General features: G+C 73.7%; 14 protein-coding genes and 1 other RNA gene. 14 read left to right on the top strand and 1 reads right to left on the bottom strand.

What is annotated here, in order from left to right:
• Nucleotides 1-64: 64 nt before the first annotated feature.
• The 10 genes from ftsX (at nucleotide 65) to ACH4SE_RS09405 (ending at nucleotide 13,048) form a co-directional block, all read left to right on the top strand.
• Complete coding sequence (gene ftsX, locus ACH4SE_RS09360; RefSeq protein WP_398542726.1) at nucleotides 65-982, top strand: permease-like cell division protein FtsX; 918 nt, start codon at nucleotides 65-67, stop codon at nucleotides 980-982.
• 98 nt (nucleotides 983-1,080) lie between these two features.
• Nucleotides 1,081-2,337 carry a S41 family peptidase gene (locus ACH4SE_RS09365; RefSeq protein WP_398542727.1) on the top strand — a complete coding sequence of 419 codons (1,257 nt, stop codon included), beginning with the start codon at nucleotides 1,081-1,083 and terminating at the stop codon, nucleotides 2,335-2,337.
• Between the two features lie 18 nt (nucleotides 2,338-2,355).
• Nucleotides 2,356-2,832, top strand: a complete 477-nt coding sequence (gene smpB, locus ACH4SE_RS09370; protein ID WP_398542728.1) for an SsrA-binding protein SmpB — start codon at nucleotides 2,356-2,358, stop codon at nucleotides 2,830-2,832.
• A 105-nt stretch (nucleotides 2,833-2,937) separates the two neighbouring features.
• Nucleotides 2,938-3,307: a transfer-messenger RNA gene (ssrA, locus tag ACH4SE_RS09375) on the top strand.
• A gap of 186 nt (nucleotides 3,308-3,493) precedes the next feature.
• Nucleotides 3,494-4,858 carry a nitrate/nitrite transporter gene (locus tag ACH4SE_RS09380; protein ID WP_398542729.1) on the top strand — a complete coding sequence of 455 codons (1,365 nt, stop codon included), beginning with the start codon at nucleotides 3,494-3,496 and terminating at the stop codon, nucleotides 4,856-4,858.
• 130 nt (nucleotides 4,859-4,988) lie between these two features.
• Nucleotides 4,989-6,137 carry a uroporphyrinogen-III synthase gene (locus ACH4SE_RS09385; RefSeq protein ID WP_398542730.1) on the top strand — a complete coding sequence of 383 codons (1,149 nt, stop codon included), beginning with the start codon at nucleotides 4,989-4,991 and terminating at the stop codon, nucleotides 6,135-6,137.
• Between the two features lie 926 nt (nucleotides 6,138-7,063).
• Nucleotides 7,064-7,651, top strand: coding sequence for a CGNR zinc finger domain-containing protein (locus tag ACH4SE_RS09390; RefSeq protein WP_398542731.1), 588 nt, complete (start codon nucleotides 7,064-7,066; stop codon nucleotides 7,649-7,651).
• 630 nt (nucleotides 7,652-8,281) lie between these two features.
• Nucleotides 8,282-10,561, top strand: a complete 2,280-nt coding sequence (locus ACH4SE_RS09395) for a HelD family protein (protein WP_398542732.1) — start codon at nucleotides 8,282-8,284, stop codon at nucleotides 10,559-10,561.
• Between the two features lie 540 nt (nucleotides 10,562-11,101).
• Nucleotides 11,102-12,553, top strand: coding sequence for an NAD-dependent malic enzyme (locus tag ACH4SE_RS09400; RefSeq protein ID WP_398542733.1), 1,452 nt, complete (start codon nucleotides 11,102-11,104; stop codon nucleotides 12,551-12,553).
• Nucleotides 12,554-12,766: 213 nt separating this feature from the next.
• Nucleotides 12,767-13,048 carry an HU family DNA-binding protein gene (locus ACH4SE_RS09405; protein WP_398181029.1) on the top strand — a complete coding sequence of 94 codons (282 nt, stop codon included), beginning with the start codon at nucleotides 12,767-12,769 and terminating at the stop codon, nucleotides 13,046-13,048.
• 100 nt (nucleotides 13,049-13,148) lie between these two features.
• On the opposite strand, the gene murA is transcribed toward ACH4SE_RS09405, so the two are convergent.
• Nucleotides 13,149-14,522 carry a UDP-N-acetylglucosamine 1-carboxyvinyltransferase gene (murA, locus tag ACH4SE_RS09410; protein ID WP_398542734.1) on the bottom strand — a complete coding sequence of 458 codons (1,374 nt, stop codon included), beginning with the start codon at nucleotides 14,520-14,522 and terminating at the stop codon, nucleotides 13,149-13,151.
• 294 nt (nucleotides 14,523-14,816) lie between these two features.
• On the opposite strand from murA, the gene ACH4SE_RS09415 reads away from it, so the two are divergent.
• The 4 genes from ACH4SE_RS09415 to ACH4SE_RS09430 all read left to right on the top strand — a co-directional run bounded on the left by ACH4SE_RS09415 (nucleotide 14,817) and on the right by ACH4SE_RS09430 (nucleotide 19,215).
• Nucleotides 14,817-15,395: a YqgE/AlgH family protein gene (locus ACH4SE_RS09415; protein WP_398542735.1), complete on the top strand. Its 579-nt coding sequence runs from the start codon at nucleotides 14,817-14,819 to the stop codon at nucleotides 15,393-15,395.
• A gap of 11 nt (nucleotides 15,396-15,406) precedes the next feature.
• Nucleotides 15,407-15,706, top strand: a complete 300-nt coding sequence (locus tag ACH4SE_RS09420) for a DUF3039 domain-containing protein (protein ID WP_327290932.1) — start codon at nucleotides 15,407-15,409, stop codon at nucleotides 15,704-15,706.
• Between the two features lie 27 nt (nucleotides 15,707-15,733).
• Entirely contained in the window at nucleotides 15,734-16,984 is a 1,251-nt protein-coding gene (locus tag ACH4SE_RS09425) for a hypothetical protein (RefSeq protein ID WP_398542736.1), read from the top strand.
• 611 nt (nucleotides 16,985-17,595) lie between these two features.
• Nucleotides 17,596-19,215 (top strand): beta-N-acetylhexosaminidase, encoded by a 1,620-nt coding sequence (locus tag ACH4SE_RS09430; protein ID WP_398542737.1) that lies wholly within the window; start codon nucleotides 17,596-17,598, stop codon nucleotides 19,213-19,215.
• The last annotated feature ends 109 nt before the right edge of the window (nucleotides 19,216-19,324 follow it).

Consider the following 19,324-nt stretch of genomic DNA (forward strand, 5'->3'; position numbering starts at 1 on the left):
GGGCCGCGGCCCGGCGGTGCGGCCGTACGACAGCAGCCCCCTTCCGAAAGGACCCCGACCCCCCATGCGCCTCCAGTTCTTCCTGTCGGAGATCGGCGTCGGCCTCCGGCGCAACCTCACGATGACCTTCGCCGTGATCATCTCCGTGGCGCTCTCCCTCGCCCTCGCCGGCGCCGCCCTGCTCGCCAACAAGCAGGTCGACTCGATGAAGGGCTACTGGTACGACAAGGTCCAGGTGACCGTCTACCTGTGCAACAAGGCCGATGCGACGACCACGACGAGCTGTGCCAAGGGCGCGGTCACCGACGACCAGAAGGCCGAGATCCTCAAGAACATCAAGGCCCTGCCGGTGGTGGAGAAGGTCTACTACGAGAGTTCCGAGGCCGCTTACAAGAACTACGAGAAGCAGTTCAAGAACTCCCCGATGGCCAGCTCCATCACGCCCGACCAGATGCCGGAGAACTACCGGATCAAGCTCAAGGACCCGAAGAAGTTCGCCGTCGTCGCGAGCGCGTTCAACGGGCGGCCCGGCGTGCAGTCGGTCGAGGACCAGCGCGACACGCTGCGGAACCTCTTCGCGCTGCTCGGCGGCATGACCAAGGCCGCGTACGTGGCGCTGGCGTTCATGCTCACCGTCGCCATGCTGCTGATCATCAACACCGTGCGCGTGTCCGCCTTCAGCCGCCGCCGTGAGACCGGCATCATGCGGCTGGTCGGCGCGTCCAGCTTCTACATCCAGATGCCGTTCATCATGGAGGCGGCCTTCGCCGGGCTGGTCGGCGCGGGCGTGGCGTGCGTGATGCTGCTCGGCGGGCGGTACTTCATGATCGACGCGGGCCTGAAACTCCAGGAGAAGATCCCGCTGGTGTCCTTCCTGGGCTGGGACTCCGTCGTCAAGGTGCTGCCGCTGGTGCTGCTGATCGGCCTGCTGATGCCCGCGCTCGCCGCGTTCATCGCGCTGCGCCGCTATCTGAAGGTGTGACAGCCGGGAAAGAGGAGACGCGCCGGGCGTCCACGGCGCCTTCCGGCGGACGTCGTAACTTTCCGTACGTCGCCCCTTTCTCGCCTAGACTTCCGGCCATGTCCGGCCCGTTGCTCCCCGGGACGCCCCGCCGCATCCGCCGCGGGGCCACCCTGACGTTGGTCTTCGGCACGATGCTCGCCACCGGCGCGGCCGCGGGCAGCTTCGCCGAGCCACAGGCCGCGGCCAGGACCCGGGCGACCGCGGCCACTTCGCCCTCCGCCTCCGGCGCCGGCCGCGCCAACTCCGCCCGGCCGGACGGCGCGGCGGGCCGCAGCGGCGAGAGCCGGGCGGCGGCGGGGAGCCGGGAGGACCGGGCGCCCGTCGACACCGCGGGCCTGGCACGGGAGATCGAGCAGGGCAAGGTCGGCCCGCAGGCCGTCCGCAAGCTCGTCAGCCGCAGCGGCGACCGCTGGTCGTCGTACTACACCGCGGAGGAGTACGCGGGCCTCCAGGAGGCGCTGAACGGCCGCTACGTGGGCGTGGGGCTGTGGGTGCGGCAGGTCGACGGCGGGCGGATCGAGATCGCCCGCGTCCAGCAGGCCAGCCCCGCCGCCTCGGCCGGCATCCGGGTCGGCGACGTGCTGGAGTCGATCGACGCCACCGCGTGCACGGGACTTGCGGTCACCGAGGTCGTCGCCGACCTGCGCGGCGACAACGTCCCGGGCAGCGCCGTGACCCTCGTGCTGCTGCGCGGCGACCGCCGGCTGTCCGTGACCGTCCAGCGGGCCACGCTGCCCACCGAGGCCGTCACCGTGAGCCACCCCGACGGACCGGAGGGCCCCGCCCTCGTCGCCGTCGGCGCCTTCTCGCTCGGCACCGGCAAGCAGGTGCGCGACGCCGTCCGGGCCGCCCGGCACGGCGTCCTGCTGGACCTGCGGGGCAATTCCGGCGGTCTGGTCGAGGAGGCCGTCGCCACCGCCTCCGCCGTCCTCGACGGCGGCCTGGTCGCCACCTACGACGTCCACGGCAAGCAGCAGGCGCTCTACGCCGACCCCGGCGGCGACACCGCGGTGCCGCTCGTGGTGCTCGTCGACGGCGGCACGATGAGTGCCGCCGAGATGCTGGCCGGCGCCCTCCAGGACCGCGGCCGCGCGGTCGTCGTCGGCTCGCGCACCTTCGGCAAGGGGTCGGTGCAGATGCCCAGCACCCTGCCGGACGGCTCCGTCGCCGAGCTCACGGTCGGCCACTACCGGCTGCCGGACGGCCGCAGCGTGGACGGCCAGGGCATCGAGCCGGACGTCCTGGTCACCGGAGGCGGCGACGCCCTCGCCGAGGCCCGCTCGGTAATGACTGGCCTCGGCACCCCCTCGTAGTGCGAGAATGGGCCCGCTATGGCAAAAGAGACCGGTCGCAAGCTGATCGCGCAGAACAAGAAGGCGCGGCACGATTACCACATCCTCGACACGTACGAGGCGGGCCTGGTGCTCACCGGCACCGAGGTGAAGTCGCTGCGCCAGGGCCGCGCGTCCCTCGTCGACGGCTTCGCGCAGCTCGACGGCGGCGAGGCGTGGCTGCACAACGTGCACATCCCGGAATACACCCAGGGCACGTGGACCAACCACAGCGCCCGCCGCAAGCGCAAGATGCTGCTGCACCGCGCGGAGATCGACAAGCTCCAGCAGAAGTACGACGAGACCGGCCACACCATCGTGCCGCTCGCCCTGTACTTCAAGGACGGGCGCGCCAAGGTGGAGATCGCGGTCGCGAAGGGCAAGAAGGAGTACGACAAGCGGCAGACCCTGCGCGAGAAGCAGGACCGCCGCGAGGCCGACCGTGCCGTCTCCGCCGCCCGCCGCCGCCGGCGCTGAGCCCTCCGGGGGAATACGCTGGCCGCGCCCGGCGCTGATCACGTACGATGGGGACAGCGCCACCGGGCCATGGTGAGTCCGGTGTGCACCTTGAAAACACCACATGGGGATGATCGGTTTCGACTGGGGATGTCGAAGCAGGGGAAGCGAGCCGAGGAAGCGGCAATGATCTCGTTAACCATATGTCGCAACCAATAATCGCCAACACCAAGCGCGATTCCTTCGCCCTCGCTGCCTAAGTAGCGACTTGCGAAGTGTCAGCCCGGGCGTGATCCCGACCCGGATCCTGGCATCATCTAGGGATCTAAACTTCTAGGACCGGTCACGGGTCCTGGAAGGAAATCAAACAGTGACTGGGCCCGTCGGCGGCTTGTCCGCGTGACCGCCGGGGCCGAGAAAAGCACAGCGGACTGCGCTCGGAGAAGCCCTGGTTCCGCACCACAGGACGCGGGTTCGATTCCCGCCATCTCCACTCATCCCATGCGCCGGACGGCGCCTCCCGCGAGCCGGGGGGCGCCGTTCGGCGTTTCCGGGTGCTCACAGGGGGCGTGGCGGGGGAATGAGAGCACGGTTGCGCTCGTGTCACGTCGGGGCATCAGGGGGTAACGCGGCGTTCCTATCGTCGGGAGCGACTACCCGGCGGAGCACACAGGGAGGCGCCATGAGTCGGTTGACGGGCCGGTGGATCGAGACCTGGGATCCCGAGGACGAGCGGTTCTGGAACGAGGGCGGGGGGCGGCGCACCGCGTTGCGCAACCTGGTCTTCTCCGTGCTCTCCGAGCACATCGGCTTCTCGATCTGGAGCCTGTGGTCGGTGATGGTGCTCTTCATGGGGCCCGAGTACCACGTCGACCCGGCCGGGAAGTTCTTCCTGGTCGCCCTGCCGACGCTGGTCGGCGGGGTGCTGCGGGTGCCGTACACCTTCGCCGTCGCCGTCTTCGGCGGGCGGAACTGGACGATCGTGAGCGCGCTCCTGCTGCTCGTGCCGACCGTCACGGCGGCCGCCGTCATGCACCCGGGGGTGTCGTACGGGACGCTCATGCTGGTCGCCGCGCTCACCGGCGTCGGAGGCGGCAACTTCGCCTCCTCCATGACCAACATCAACGCCTTCTTCCCGCTGCGCGAGAAGGGCTGGGCACTCGGCCTCAACGCCGGCGGCGGCAACATCGGCGTCGCCGCCATCCAGCTCGTCGGGCTGCTGGTCATCGCGACCGCGGGCGCCGGGCACCCCCGCACCGTGCTCGCCGTCTACATCCCCCTCATCGTGGTGGCCGCGCTGCTGTCCGCGCTGTTCATGGACAACCTCGCGCCCGTGCGCAACGACACCGGCGCCGCCGTGGACGCCGCCAGGGACCGGCACACCTGGATCATGGCGCTGCTCTACATCGGCACCTTCGGCTCCTTCATCGGCTACAGCTTCGCCTTCGGCCTCGTGCTCCAGAACCAGTTCGGCCGCACCCCGCTGCACGCCGCCTACCTCACCTTCATCGGGCCGCTGCTCGGCTCGCTGATCCGGCCGTTCGGCGGGCGGCTCGCCGACCGCTTCGGCGGCGCACGCATCACGCTGTGGAACTTCCTGGCCATGGCCGCCGCCACCGGCGTCGTCATCGCCGCCTCCGCGCGCGAGTCGCTCGGCCTCTTCCTGCCCGGCTTCATCGCCCTCTTCGTGCTCAGCGGCCTCGGCAACGGCTCGGTGTACAAGATGATCCCCGGCATCTTCCAGAAGAAAGCGGAAGCCGCAGGGCTCACCGGTGAGGCCGCCGCCGCGCACGCCCGCCGGCTGTCCGGCGCCTCCATGGGCCTCATCGGGGCGGTCGGGGCCCTCGGCGGCGTCGGCATCAACCTGGCCTTCCGCGAGTCCTTCCTCGACGCGGCCGACGGCACCCCCGCCTTCGTGTCCTTCCTGGCCTACTACGCGGTGTGCTTCGCCGTCACCTGGGCCGTATACCTGCGCCGCCCCGCCCGCACCACCGCGGCCGGGGAACAGGCCACTCCGGCGACCGCCGCGGCGTACGCCGAGGTGTGAACGACACCCACCACGTAACACCCGGGAAATCCCGGCGAACCGAACCCGACACCCCGCCTTGGGACGATGCCGTTCCCGGGCGGGGTGCCGGGGCGCAACAGCAGACCGAATGGGCAAGGTGGACGAGACGATGGAGCCGACTTCCCCCACGGCGGTGCCGCCCCTCGCGGGCTTCACCGTCGGCGTGACCGCGGCCCGCCGCGCCGACGAGCTCGCCGCACTGCTCGAACGGCGCGGCGCCGCCGTGCTGCGCGCGCCCGTCCTGCGGATCGTGCCCCTGTCCGACGACGGGGAACTGCTCGACACGACCCGGCAACTGCTCGACGACGCCCCCGACATCGTCGTCGCCACCACCGCCATCGGCTTCCGCGGCTGGATCGAGGCCGCCGACGGATGGGGCCTCGGCGAAGCGCTGCTGCGGCGGCTCGGCGAGGTCGAACTCCTCGCCCGCGGCCCCAAGGTCCGCGGCGCCGTCCGCGCCGCCGGGCTCACCGAGGCGTGGTCGCCCGCCTCGGAATCCATGGCCGAAGTCCTCGAACGGCTCCTCGACGAGGGCGTCGACGGCCGCTGCGTGGCCGTCCAGCTGCACGGCGAACCCCTGCCCGGCTTCAACGAGTCCCTGCGCGCCGCCGGCGCCCGCGTCGTCGCCGTCCCCGTCTACCGCTGGATGCCCCCGGAAGACCTCGCGCCCGTCGACCGCCTCCTCGACGCCGTCACCTCCCGCGCCCTCGACGCCGTCACCTTCACCAGCGCCCCCGCCGCCGCGTCCCTCCTCGGCCGCGCCACCCAGCGCGGGCGCCTGGACGCCTTCCTCGACGCACTCCGCACCGACGTTCTTGCCGGCTGCGTCGGGCCCGTCACCGCCCTGCCCCTCCAGGCCCACGACGTCCCCACCCTCCAGCCCGAACGCTTCCGCCTCGGGCCCCTCGTCCAGCTCCTCTCCCGCGAACTCCCCGGCCGCGTCCGGCCGCTCCCCGTCGCCGGCCACGAGGTCCAGGTCCGCGGCCAGGCCGCCCTCGTCGACGGCGCCCTCCGCCCCGTCCCGCCCGCCGGCATGGCCCTCCTCCGCGCCCTCGCCCGGCGCCCCGGCTGGGTCGTCTCCCGAGCCGATCTGCTGCGCGTGCTACCGGGGGCCGGGCGGGACGAGCACGCCGTCGAGACGGCGATGGCCCGGCTCCGCGCCGCGCTCGGGGCTCCCCGCCTCATCCAGACCGTCGTGAAGCGCGGCTACCGGCTCGCTCTCGACCCCCACGCCGACAAATACGCCCCTCCCGCCTGAGCCACCCCGCCTTCCCCGCCGGACCCCTCCCCGGGGGGCCGCGCCTTCCCCGCCGCGGGGGGGGGTGCTTGCGCCTGGCGGCGCGCTGCTTCGGGCGGTGCGACGGCGGGCGGTGCCGCTTCGGGCGGTGCCCGGTTGCCGGTGCGTTGGCGGCTGACCCGCCGCCGGGGTTTCCCGCGCCTGGCGGCGCCGCGCTCGGGCGGTGCCCGCCCGGGGTGCGTGGGCGGCTTGCCCTCCGCGGGGGGTTCCCGCGCCTGGCGGCGCCGCTGCGGGCGGTGCCCGCCTGGGGTGAGTTGGCGGCTGGCCCGCCGCCGGGGTGCCCGCGCCTGGCGGCGCGGGGTGTTCCCACCCCCACCACCCGTGCAGATTCGACGTCGGCTGACGGCCTTCTCGTGGGGGCGCATTCGCCGTCGGGGGCGAACCGCAGTCCCTGAAGGACTTCACCCCCACCGGCAGGCAGCCGCCCACGAGACGCCGGGAGGGGGACGATCCGGGGGTGCCCCCGCAGGAATGCGCACCCACTCCCTCAACGCCTACGTCATGACGTCAGACGCGCATTCCGAGGAGGTACCCCCGGAGTGGCACCCGACCCCACCCCCGCACAGAGTGCGCCCGATGCCCCGCCGGGCAACCCGGGGGCGCGAGGAACTGCGCGACCAGCCCCCACCGGCAGAACGGCGAACTCCCACCGCAAGTGGCACCCCCTCAGGGGCGCGAGGAACTGCGCGAGCAACCCACCACCGGCGGAACGGCGAACCGCCACCGCAAGTGGCACCCCCTCAGGGGCGCGGGGAACTGCGCGCTCAGCCCCCACCGGGGACAGGGCCGCGCGGCCCACCGCAAGTGGCACCCCGCGGCGTCACGGATCTAGCCCCCCGGCAAGGGACGCGGCACTCTGGGGGGCGACGCAGTGGGAGGAGGGGACAGTGGGGGAACTGAGGTTCGACGGGGGGCGCGTCTGCCTGGACCTCGTCGCGACGCGCGCGGCCCGCCCGGTCGGCGAACGCCTGGACCGCGCCGACCGCGTCGTCGAGTGGCTGTACGGGACGGGCCTGGTACCGCCCGGGACCGCCCTGCCCCCGGACGCCGACTGGGCGGCCTGGACCCGCGGCCTGCGCGAGCTGCGCGCGCTCGTGGAGGACCTCGTGGAGGCCCAGCTCGCCGCCGTCTCACCCCCGCCGGAGGCGGTCTCGCGGCTGAACGTCCTCGCCCGCCAGGCCACCCCCGTGCCCCGCGCGGCCGTGGGAGCGGACGGCACCCTGACCCGCACCCTCGCCGCCCCCCTCGACGCCGGGTCGCTGCTCGCGGCGGTCGCACGGGACGCGGTGGACCTGTTCACCGACCCCCTCGCGCGCTCCCAGCTGCGCCGTTGCGAGGGCGAGAACTGCTCGCTGGTCTACCTCGACACCTCCCGCGGACGGCGCCGCCGCTGGTGCAGCAGCGAGGTGTGCGGCAACCGCGAGCGCGTCGCCCGGCACCGCCGCCGCACGGGCCCGGCGCTGCGGAACGCCTGAGCGGACCCCGCCGGCCGGGCGGCGCCCGCAACAGCCGCCCCGCCGGGTCCGGCCCCTGCGGCAGCTGACCGTCCGCCGTGGTCACCGGCACCCCCTGCCGTGGCGACCGGCAGCTGACCGCCCTGCCGTGCCCGCCGGCACCCCCCGCCGTGGCGACCGGCAGCCGACCGCCCTGCCGTGGCATCCGGCACCCCACCGCCGTGCCCACCGGCACCGCCCGCCGTGGCCACCGGCACCCCCTGCCGTGGCGACCGGCAGCTGACCGCCCTGCCGTGGCATCCGGCACCCCCCTGTCGTGGCCACCGGCACCCCCTGCCGTGCCCACCGGCACCCCACCGCCGTGGCCACTGGCACCCCTGGCGTGCCCACCGGCACCCCCGCCGTGGCCACCGGCAGCTGACCGCCCCGCCGTGGCATCCGGCACCCCCCGCCGCGGCATCCGGCACCCCCCACCGTGCCCACCGGCACCCCCGTCGCGGGCCCGCCGGGGCGAATCCGCCGGGCCGGGCGGGCCGCCGGGTGGGCAGAAGCGCGCAGGTCGCGTACGGTTGCAGGCTGTCGTTCGCGCGGGACGGGACACCGCGCGCGGCGCAGGCATGACGTACGGACGAAGGACGAAGGGGGCCCTGCGTGGCCGCGCAGACCGCAGTTCAGGACCGGCAGGGGGGCGGCGGCGTCAGGGAGCGGGAGATCGCCGTCGAGCAGGACCACCTCGACCGGGTCTACCGCCGCCTCGAGGAGAAGATCCACGAGGTGGAGTTCCTGATGAGCGACGCCGCCAAGGCCGGCCACGTGGGCACGCCGGGCGCGCTGGCCGAGCGGGACGCGCAGGTCTATCGCGCCGGGATGCACCTCAACCGCCTCAACACCGAATTCGAGGACTTCCTCTTCGGCCGGATCGACCTGCTGCGCGGCAAGGACGGCCAGAAGGGCGCGGACGGCGCGTACACCTCCGTCGAGCCCGCCGAGGACGCGATCCGTCCCGACGCGACGGCCGACATCGCCGAGACCCTGCATATCGGCCGGATCGGCGTGCTGGACGCCGACTACACCCCGCTCGTCATCGACTGGCGCGCCCCCGCGGCGGCGCCCTTCTACCGGTCGACGCCCGTCGCGCCCGGGCGTGTCGTCCGCCGCCGGGTCATCCGTTCGAAGGGCCGACGGGTGCTCGGCGTCGAGGACGACCTGCTGCGCCCGGACCTGACGACGGGCCTGCCGGTCGTCGGCGACGGCGCGCTCATGGCCGCGCTCGGCCAGGCCAGGACGCACAGCATGCGGGACATCGTCGCGAGCATCCAGGCCGAGCAGGACATGGTCATCCGGGCGCCCGCCGCGTCCGTCACCGAGGTCACCGGCGGGCCCGGCACGGGCAAGACCGCGGTCGCGCTGCATCGTGCGGCCTATCTGCTCTACCAGGACCGGCGGCGCTACGCCGGCGGCATCCTGTGTGTGAGCCCCACGCCGCTGCTGGTGGCGTACACCGAGGGCGTGCTGCCGTCGCTCGGCGAGGAGGGGCAGGTCGCGATCCGCGCGCTCGGCTCGCTCGTCGACGGCGTGACCGCCGGCCTGTACGACGAGCCGGCCGTCGCCCGTGTCAAGGGCTCGCTGCGGATGCTCAGGGTGCTGCGCAACGCCGCCCGCGGCTGCCTCGACGCCGTGCCGGGGGCCCCCGAGAGGCTGCGGGTCGTGGCTTTCGGGCGGCGTATCGAGCTGAACGCCGGGGAGCTGGCCGCCGTGCGCCGCACCGCGCTCGGCGGCACCGCGCCCGTCAACCTGCTGCGGCCGCGCGCCCGCCGCCTCCTGCTGGACGCGCTGTGGCGCAAGACGGGGCGGACCTTCGACGACGCCGAACTCGCCGCCGAGGAGCGCCAGGGCTTCGACGAGGACATCGCCACGGAGCCGGACTTCACCGACTTCCTCGACGCGTGGTGGCCGCTGCTGGAGCCGCGCACGGTGCTCGCGGCGCTCGCCGACGACAAGCGGCTCGGCCGGTGGGCGCGCCGCACCCTCACGCCGCCCGACGTCCGGCGGGTCGCCCGCTCGCTGCGCCGCGAGGGCGTCAGCACGCACGACGTCGCGCTGCTCGACGAGCTGGCCGCGATCCTGGGGCCGCTGCCCCGGCCCGTGCGGCGCGAGGCCGACCCGCTCGACGAGCTGACCGGCCTGGAGGAGGTCACCACCTACGCCGACCGGATGTCCGGCGGGCGGCGCGGGCGCGCGGAGCGGCTGGAGGAGGAGCGCGCGGAGTACGCGCACGTCATCGTCGACGAGGCGCAGGACCTCACGCCCATGCAGTGGCGGATGGTCGGCCGCCGTGGCCGCGCCGCCACCTGGACGATCGTCGGCGACCCCGCGCAGAGTTCGTGGTCGGACGTCGACGAGGCCGCGCAGGCGCGGGACGAGGCGCTCGGGGCGCGTCCGCGGCGCCGTTTCACCCTCACCGTCAACTACCGGAACCCGGCGGAGATCGCCGAGGTCGCCTCGACGGTGCTCGCGCTCGCCATGCCGGGCACGCAGCCGCCGCGGGCGGTCCGCTCCACCGGGATCGCGCCGCGTTTCACCGTCGCGGGCGACGACCTCGGCGCGGACGTGCGGGCCGAGGTCGGGCGCCTGCTCGGCGAGGTGGAGGGTACGGTCGGGGTCGTCGTCGCCATGCACCGCCGTGAGGCGGCCCGCGCCTGGCTGGAGGGGCTGGGCGACCGTGCGGTGGCGCTCGGCAGCCTTGAGGCCAAGGGGCTGGAGTACGACGCGACGCTCGTCGTGAGCCCGGCGGAGATCGCGGAGGAGTCCCCCGCGGGCCTGCGCGTCCTGTACGTCGCCCTCACACGGGCGACCCAGCGGCTCTCCGTGCTGTCGACGCCCCTCGACTCCCCGGACCCGGCGGGTGTCCCGGACCTCCTCCTCCCCTGAGCAGGGGCTGCGCCCGGGCTGCCCCTTCCGGCGGGTGTCGCGACCGTCCGCCGGCGGTGGGCCGGCCGCGCGGTTCCCAGCGCCCCTGAACAGCGGTCACTCTGTGCGCAGAGGGCAGCCGTCAGGGGCGCGGGGAACCGCGCGCTCAGTCACAGCGGAAGGGAACGGTCCCGCGACGGCGGGAAGAGGCAGCCCGTGGGGCAGAGGGGCCCGCACCCCGGAAGGGGGCGGCCAAGGCCGGGCCGGCCGGGAAGAGCCGCGGAAACGGGCCCGTGCCGGGGCCCGACGGGGGGACCCGGCGAAGATGGGTGGCACCGACCCGCCATGCTCGCCTCGCGGCAAGTGGGCGCTCGAAGCGCCTAAGGTTGGGCCCGGGGGCTTGGATCGGGCCGGTGCCGTACCCAGGCTAACAAACGAATGCGGGAAGCTCTTCCCCGCCGCGGGGGTGAACCCCGGCGTTGCCGGAGATTCACATCGTGGAAGTAGTGTTCCACGGGTAATCACCCTCAGCACGACAGCAGTAACCGGAAGAAGGTCGTCATGGCAACGGCGCCAAGCGTCTCGTACTCGATCACCGTGCGTCTGGAGGTGCCGGCCGGCGGGACCGCGGTCAGCGCACTGACCACCGCGGTGGAGTCCTCCGGAGGTTCGGTCACGGGTCTGGACGTCACGGCGTCGGGGCACGAGCGGCTGCGGATCGACGTCACGATCGCGGCGAGTTCGACGGACCACGCCTCGGAGATCGTCCGGAAGCTGCGCGGCATCGAGGGTGTCGCGATCGGCAAGGTGTCGGACCGTACGTTCCTGATGCACCTCGGCGGCAAGATCGAGATGCAGTCCAAGCACCCGATCCGCAACCGTGACGACCTGTCGATGGTCTACACGCCGGGCGTGGCGCGGGTGTGCATGGCGATCGCGGAGAATCCGGAGGACGCCCGGCGGCTGACGATCAAGCGCAACAGCGTCGCCGTGGTCACGGACGGCTCCGCGGTGCTGGGGCTGGGCAACATCGGGCCGAAGGCCGCGCTGCCGGTGATGGAGGGCAAGGCCGCCCTGTTCAAGCGGTTCGCGGGGATCGACGCGTGGCCGCTGTGCCTGGACACCCAGGACCCCGACAAGATCGTCGAGATCGTCAAGGCCATCGCGCCGGGCTTCGCGGGCATCAACCTGGAGGACATCTCGGCGCCGCGCTGCTTCGAGATCGAGGCGCGGCTGCGCGAGGCGCTGGACATCCCGGTCTTCCACGACGACCAGCACGGCACCGCGATCGTGGTGCTCGCGGCGCTCACGAACGCGCTGCGCGTGGTCGGCAAGGAGATCGGCGACCTGCGGGTCGTCATGTCGGGTGCGGGCGCGGCCGGGACGGCGATCCTGAAGCTGCTGATCGCGGCGGGCGTGAAGCACGCGGTGGTGGCCGACATCCACGGCGTGGTGCACGCCGGGCGCGACGACCTGGTGGACGCCCCCGAGGGCTCGGCGCTGCGCTGGATCGCCGACAACACCAACCCGGAGGGCGTGACGGGCACGCTCAAGCAGGCCGTGGCGGGCTCGGACGTCTTCATCGGGGTGTCCGCGCCCAACGTGCTCGACGGCGCGGACGTTGCCGCGATGGCGGACGGCGCGATCGTCTTCGCGCTGGCCAACCCGGATCCGGAGGTGGACCCGGCGGAGGCCCGCCGTACGGCCGCCGTGGTGGCCACCGGGCGCAGCGACTTCCCCAACCAGATCAACAACGTGCTGGTCTTCCCGGGGGTCTTCCGCGGCCTGCTGGACGCCCAGTCGCGTACGGTCAACACCGAGATGATGCTCGCCGCGGCGCGCGCGCTGGCGGACGTGGTGGGCGAGGGCGAGCTGAACGCCAACTACATCGTCCCCAGCGTCTTCAACGACCGTGTCGCGGGCGCCGTCGCCAACGCGGTACGGGCCGCGGCGCGCGCGCAGGGGCCCGCGGTCTCGGCGGCCGTTCCGGCGGAGCCGGCCGCGGGGCTGTAAGGAAAGCGCCCGGAATCGTATTCCGAGCGTCGAACACCGGACGACAATCCGTCATCCCCGCCGTGCCGCAACGCTTTTTCCGCGACTCGCGCGGGCAGGCGATTGGCTTTCGGCCCATATATGGGGGCAGGATGCACACCTGGGCAGTGAGGCACACAGCAACAGCTTCGAGCTCGCGCCCCCATGGCAGAAAGAACACGGGAGTACACAGATATGAACCGCAGTGAGCTGGTGGCCGCGCTGGCCGACCGTGCCGGGGTGACCCGCAAGGACGCCGACGCCGTCCTGGGTGCCTTTGCCGACACCGTCGGGGAGATTGTGGCCAAGGGCGACGAGAAGGTCACCATCCCCGGCTTCCTGACCTTCGAGCGCACTCACCGTGCCGCCCGGACCGCCCGTAACCCGCAGACCGGTGAGCCGATCAGCATTCCGGCCGGTTACAGCGTGAAGGTCTCCGCCGGCTCGAAGCTCAAGGAAGCCGCCAAGGGCAACTGAGCTGCGCGCCCGGCCCCATTGGCCCAGGCAACGCCGTTGAAACGCGAGGGCGGCCTCCCCGGTCCGGGGAGGCCGCCCTCGCGCACGGTGCGGGCGCGGATCAGGCGACCGCGACCGCCGGGTGCTCGCCGGACGCCGGCGCGGGCACGCCGGGCAGCTCGATGTGCGCGCCCAGGCCCTCCAGCTTGGCCAGGAAGTTCTCGTAGCCGCGGTTGATCAGGCCGATGCCGTGCACCCGCGAGGTGCCCTGCGCCGCGAGCGCCGCGATGAGGTACGAGAAGCCGCCGCGCAGGTCGGGGATGACCAGGTCGGCGCCCTGCAGCTTCGTCGGGCCGGACACCACCGCGGAGTGCAGGAAGTTGCGCTGCCCGAAGCGGCACGCGCTGCCGCCCAGGCACTCGCGGTAGAGCTGGATGTGCGCGCCCATCTGGTTGAGCGCCTCGGTGAAGCCGAGCCGCGACTCGTACACCGTCTCGTGCACGATCGACAGCCCCGACGCCTGCGTCAGCGCGACCACCAGCGGCTGCTGCCAGTCGGTCTGGAAGCCGGGGTGCACGTCGGTCTCCAGCGCGATGGCGTCCAGCGGGCCGCCCGGGTGCCAGAACCTGATGCCCTCGTCGTCGATCGCGAAGGCCCCGCCGACCCGGCGGAAGGTGTTCAGGAAGGTCATCATCGAGCGCTGCTGGGCACCGCGGACGTAGATGTTGCCCTCGGTGGCCAGCGCCGCGCTCGCCCACGACGCCGCCTCCAGCCGGTCCGGGATCGCCCGGTGGGTGTAGCCGCCCAGGGTGTCCACGCCGGTGATGCGGATGGTGCGGTCGGTGTCCATGGAAATGATCGCGCCCATTTTCTGCAGGACGCAGATCAGGTCCTCGATCTCCGGTTCGACCGCCGCGTTGGACAGCTCGGTCACGCCTTCGGCGAGCACCGCCGTCAGCAGCACCTGCTCGGTCGAGCCCACCGACGGGTACGGCAGCCGGATCTTGCAGCCGCGCAGCCGCTGCGGGGCCTCCAGGTACTGCCCGTCGGCCCGCTTCTCGATGCGCGCGCCGAACTGCCGCAGCACGTCGAAGTGGAAGTCGATCGGCCGGCCGCCGATGTCGCAGCCGCCCAGGCCCGGGATGAAGGCGTGGCCGAGGCGGTGCAGCAGCGGCCCGCAGAAGAGGATCGGGATGCGCGAGGAGCCCGCGTGGGCATCGATGTCCGCGACGTTGGCGCTCTCCACCCGGGTCGGGTCCAGCACCAGCTCGCCCGGCTCGTCACCCGCCTCGACCGTCACGCCGTGCAGCTGGAGCAGCCCGCGCACCACCTTGACGTCGCGGATCTCCGGCACGTTGCGCAGCCGGCTGGGTTCACTGCCGAGGAGGGCGGCGACCATGGCCTTCGGCACGAGGTTCTTCGCGCCTCTGACCCGGATCTCGCCTTCGAGAGGGGTTCCGCCATGGACAAGCAGTACATCGGCGATGTCGGTCATGGATCTCGCGATCGTCGGAACGGTTCGGAACGGGTGCAGCCGTGGGACGGCGGGTGGAGCCACAGAACTGAGGAACAGGGGAAATGGTAATGCGCCCCGCGCGCCCCTCCCGTTGCCCGTGCCGTGGCGTACCGCCTGGCGGCCTACCCCGCCTACCCCGCCCCCCGCACGTCACGCATGCGGCCCGGCCGCCCCCGTACGCCCGTGCGTACCACCGGCCGGCGCGCCCGGGCGCCGCTCACCGGTCCGGGGGACGACTCCCCAGCGCGGCCCGCATGCGGGATCATGTGGACCATGACCGAGGTGTCCTCGCTCACCGGACGGCTGCTCGTCGCCACCCCGAAGCTGGCCGACCCCAACTTCGACCGGGCGGTCGTGCTGCTCCTCGACCACGACGCCGAGGGGTCCCTCGGCGTGGTCCTGAACCGCCCCACCCCGGTCGGCGTCGGCGACGTCCTCCAGCCCTGGGCCGCCCTCGCGGTGCTCCCGCAGGTCGTCTTCCAGGGCGGACCGGTCTCGATGGACTCCGCCCTGGGCCTGGCCGTCGTCCCCGGCGAGCCGCGCCCCGGCGAAGGGGTCGAGCTGCTCGGCTGGCGGCGCGTGCACGGCGCGATCGGACTGGTCGACCTGGAGGCCCCGCCCGAACTTCTCGCCGCCGAGCTCGGCAGCCTGCGCATCTTCGCCGGCTACTCCGGCTGGGGGCCCGGCCAGCTGGAACGCGAACTGGTCGACGGGGCGTGGTACGTCGTCGAGTCCGAGCCGGGTGACGTGTCCTCGCCGGACCCGGAGCGGCTGTGGCGCTCCGTGCTGCGCCGGCAGCGGAACGAGCTGGCCATGGTGGCCACGTATCCCGACGATCCCTCCCTCAACTAGTCTTGTCTCTTATGAGCACTCTTGAGCCCGAGCGCGGGGCGGGCACCGGCACCCTGGTCGAGCCGACTCCGCAGCTCTCCCATGGTGACGGCGACCACGAGCGCTATGCGCACTACGTCCAGAAGGACAAGATCATGGCGAGCGCGCTGGAAGGCACGCCCGTCGTCGCCCTGTGCGGCAAGGTCTGGGTCCCCGGACGCGACCCGAAGAAGTATCCCGTCTGCCCCATGTGCAAGGAGATCTACGAGGGCATGCCGCTCGGCGGCGGGGACAAGGACAAGTCCGGCAAGGGCAGCGGCGGCAACGCCTGACGCCCTTCCGGCGGACAGGGGAGGCCCGTGGAAGACGAGGGTGACGGAGGCGTGTTCGGTACGCCGGACGCGCCCGACGACGACTCCACCAGCGGCGAGCGCGTCCACGCGCTCGTCGCCCAGGGGCGCTTCGCGGAGGCGCACGCCGTGGTCGGCGACGCCTTCGTGGAGCGCAACGGCAGCGCGGGCTACCTGCTGCGCGCCTGGGTGCTCGCCCAGGAGCGGCGCGCCGCCGAGGCCCGCGAGGCCGTCGACTGGGCGCTGGCCCTGGCCGGACCCGCCGAGGCGGCCGACGTCTTCGTCCTCGCCGGTGTGGTCCTTCTCTCACTCGACGAGGTCCACGACGCGCTGATCGTCGCACTGCGGGCCGGCGGGGCGGATCCGGACGGCTGGGAGCCCGCCGTGCTGCTCTCCGACGTCTACCGGCGCCTCGGCCGCGTCCCCGACGCGGTCGCCGCCGCCCGCCGGGCCGTCGAGCTCGCCCCGCGCGAGGCCGAGGCGCAGGTCGCGCTCGCCCGCTCGCTCAGCGCCGGGCGCGGCCTCCTCGGCCGCATCCCGCGCCGGCTGCGCGCCGAGCACCGGGGCGCCGTCGAGCGCTCGCTGCTCCTCGGGGCCGACCCCGGGCAGCTCCAGGCGCCCCGCGCCGGGATCCTCACCGGCGGGGTCGCCGTCGCCGTGCTCTGGGCGATCCAGCTCTACCGCATCGAGACCGGCGACGACTGGCAGTTCGTCGCCGCGGGCGCGGTGCTCCTCGTGACCGCCCTGCTGCTCGTCGCGCTCGTGCGCCTGCACAGCCGGCGGACCGGCACCGGGGCGGTCGCGCGGATGCGCGGCATCCGCGCGACCGTACGCACCGAGCTGGCCGCCGACGACCGGCTGTGGCGGCTGCGCGCCGCGCACGTCGGGGCCGTCATCCCCGTCGCGCCCCTGCTCACCACCGGCCTCGTCGCCGACCGCGCCTGGCGGCGCGAGCTGTGGCCGCTGTGGGCGGCCGTGCCGGTCACCGTCGCCGGTGCCGCGGGGGTCGCGCTCGCCCTCGTGGGCGTGCACTGGTGGTACGGGCCCGAGTTCACCCGGCGGGTGTTCCTCTTCTCCTGGTTCGGGCGGCTCCAGATCGTCGTACCGGCCGTCCTGCTCGGGGCGGGCCTCGCGGGGGCGGTGGCCGGGGCGGCGACGCGGGCCACCTGGCGTGACCTCGCGATCGCCCATGCGGGGTGGCTCGCGGCGATGTGGGCGGTGGCCGGCACCGCGTCCTTCCAGGCGCGCCGGGCGGTCTGACCGCGGGTCCCGGAGGGGCTGCTGCTTGCGGTGGGCGGTTCGCCGTTCGCCCGGTGGGGGGGTTGCTCGCGCCGTTCCTCGCGCCCCTGAGGGGGTGCCGCTTGGGGTGGGCGGTTCGCCGTTCGCTTGGTGGGGGCTGGTCGCGCCGTTCCTCGCGCCCCTGAGGGGGTGCCGCTTGCGGTGGGCGGTTCGCCGTTCGCTTGGTGGGGGCTGGTCGCGCAGTTCCTCGCGCCCCTGGGTTGCCCGGCGGGGCATCGCGCCTTGGCTCGGGGGGTGGGGTCGGGTGCCACTCCGGGGGTACCTCCTCGGAATGCGCGTCTGACCTCCCCCGGTAGGTGGCGGGGAGTAGGTGCGCATTCCTGCGGGGGCACCCCCGGATCGTCCCCCTCCCGGGCCGGTGTGGCGGCTGCCTGCCGGTGGGGGTGAATGCGGTTCGGGGACTGCGGTTCGCCCCCGACGGCGAATGCGCCCCACAGGTGGACCGTCAGCCGACGTCGAATCTGCACGGGTGGTGGGGGTGGGAGCACCCCGCGCCGCCAGGCGCGGGAAACCACCGCGGCGGGCAAGCCGGCCACGTACCGGCCGTGGCGCCCCCCGGCGGCGGGGGGAAGATGGGCGGCGTGGACTTGATTCCGGTGCCGCACGCCGTGCGGGCAGACGCAGGGGAAGGGCGCTTCGCGCTGGGGGACGCCGTACGGCTGGAGGTGGGGCCCGGCGCGGAGCGCGCCGCGCGGTGGGTGCGGGGGGTGCTGGGCGCGGCCACGGGCGTGGAGTTCGGGGCCGGCGGGGGCGGTGTGCTGGCCCTCGGGGTCGAGGAGGGGCTCGGGCCGGAGGCGTACCGGCTCACGGTCACCCCGCAGCGCGTGGAGCTCGCCGGCGGGGACGGGGCGGGGGTGTTCTGGGGGGCGCAGACGCTGCGTCAGCTGCTGGGGCCGGCGGCGTTCCGGCGGGCGCCGCTGCCGGGGGGCGGCGGGTGGAGCGTGCCGGTGTGCGAGATCGAGGACCGGCCGCGTTTCGGGTGGCGCGGGTTCCTGCTGGACGTGGCCCGGCACTTCATGCCGAAGGACGGGGTGCTGCGGCACCTGGACCTGATGGCGGCGCACAAGCTGAACGTCCTGCATCTGCACCTGACCGACGACCAGGGCTGGCGGATGGAGGTGAAGCGCTTTCCGCGGCTGACGGAGGTCGGGGCGTGGCGGGAGCGGACGCTGGTGGGGCTGGCGCCGTCGCAGGTGTGGGACGAGCGGCCGCACGGCGGGTTCTACACGCAGGACGACCTGCGGGAGATCGTGGCGTACGCGGCGGAGCGGTACATCACGGTGGTGCCGGAGATCGACGTGCCGGGGCATTCGCAGGCCGCCATCGCCGCGTATCCGGAGCTGGGGAACACCGACGTGGTGGACACCGCGGCGCTGGGCGTGCTGGACCGCTGGGGGGTGAACCCCAACGTGCTGGCGCCGACGGAGGCCGTGCTGCGTTTCTACGAGGGCGTGTTCGGCGAGGTGCTGGACGTCTTCCCGAGCACGTTCGTGCACGTCGGCGGTGACGAGTGCCCGAAGGAGCAGTGGCGGGAGTCGGCGACGGCGCAGGCGCGGATCGCGGAGCTGGGGGCCGGGGACGAGGACGGGCTGCAGAGCGCGTTCGTCCGGCACTTCGACCGGTGGCTGGCGGAGCGCGGGCGGCGGCTCATCGGGTGGGACGAGATCCTGGAGGGCGGCCTGGCGGAGGGCGCGGCGGTGTCGTCGTGGCAGGGCTACGCGGGCGGCATCGCGGCGGCGCGGGCCGGGCACGACGTGGTGATGTGCCCGCAGACGCAGGTCTACCTGGACTGGCGGCAGGCCGGCGGCCCGGACGAGCCGGCGCCGATCGCGCACGTGCGGACGCTGGAGGACGTCTACCGCTTCGAGCCCGTGCCCGCGGAGCTGACGGAGGAGGAGGCCGCGCGGGTCATCGGCACGCAGGCGAACGTGTGGACGGAGGTGCTGGACTCGCCGCGCGCGGTGGACTACGCCGTCTACCCGCGGCTGTCGGCGTTCGCCGAGGTCGCCTGGTCGCGGCTGCCCGCGCCGGAGGAGCGGGACTGGGCCGGTTTCGAGGCGCGGATGCGTACGCACTACGCGCGGCTGGACGCCCTCGGCGTGGAGTACCGGCCGCCGTCCGGTCCGCGGCCCTGGCAGCGGCGTCCCGGGGTCGTCGGGCGCCCGAAGGACGGCCCGCCCCCGATCGTGTGACCGGGCCGCCCGGCGGCGGGAAATCCGCGAACTTCCGTGCTCCGTCCGGGGCAACCTGGCACGGTGGACGCATAAACCGGCGCAACACCGCGAAGGACGCCAAACATGG

Source organism: Streptomyces sp. NPDC020983 (genome assembly GCF_044333485.1).
Classification (GTDB): Bacteria; Actinomycetota; Actinomycetes; order Streptomycetales; family Streptomycetaceae; genus Actinacidiphila.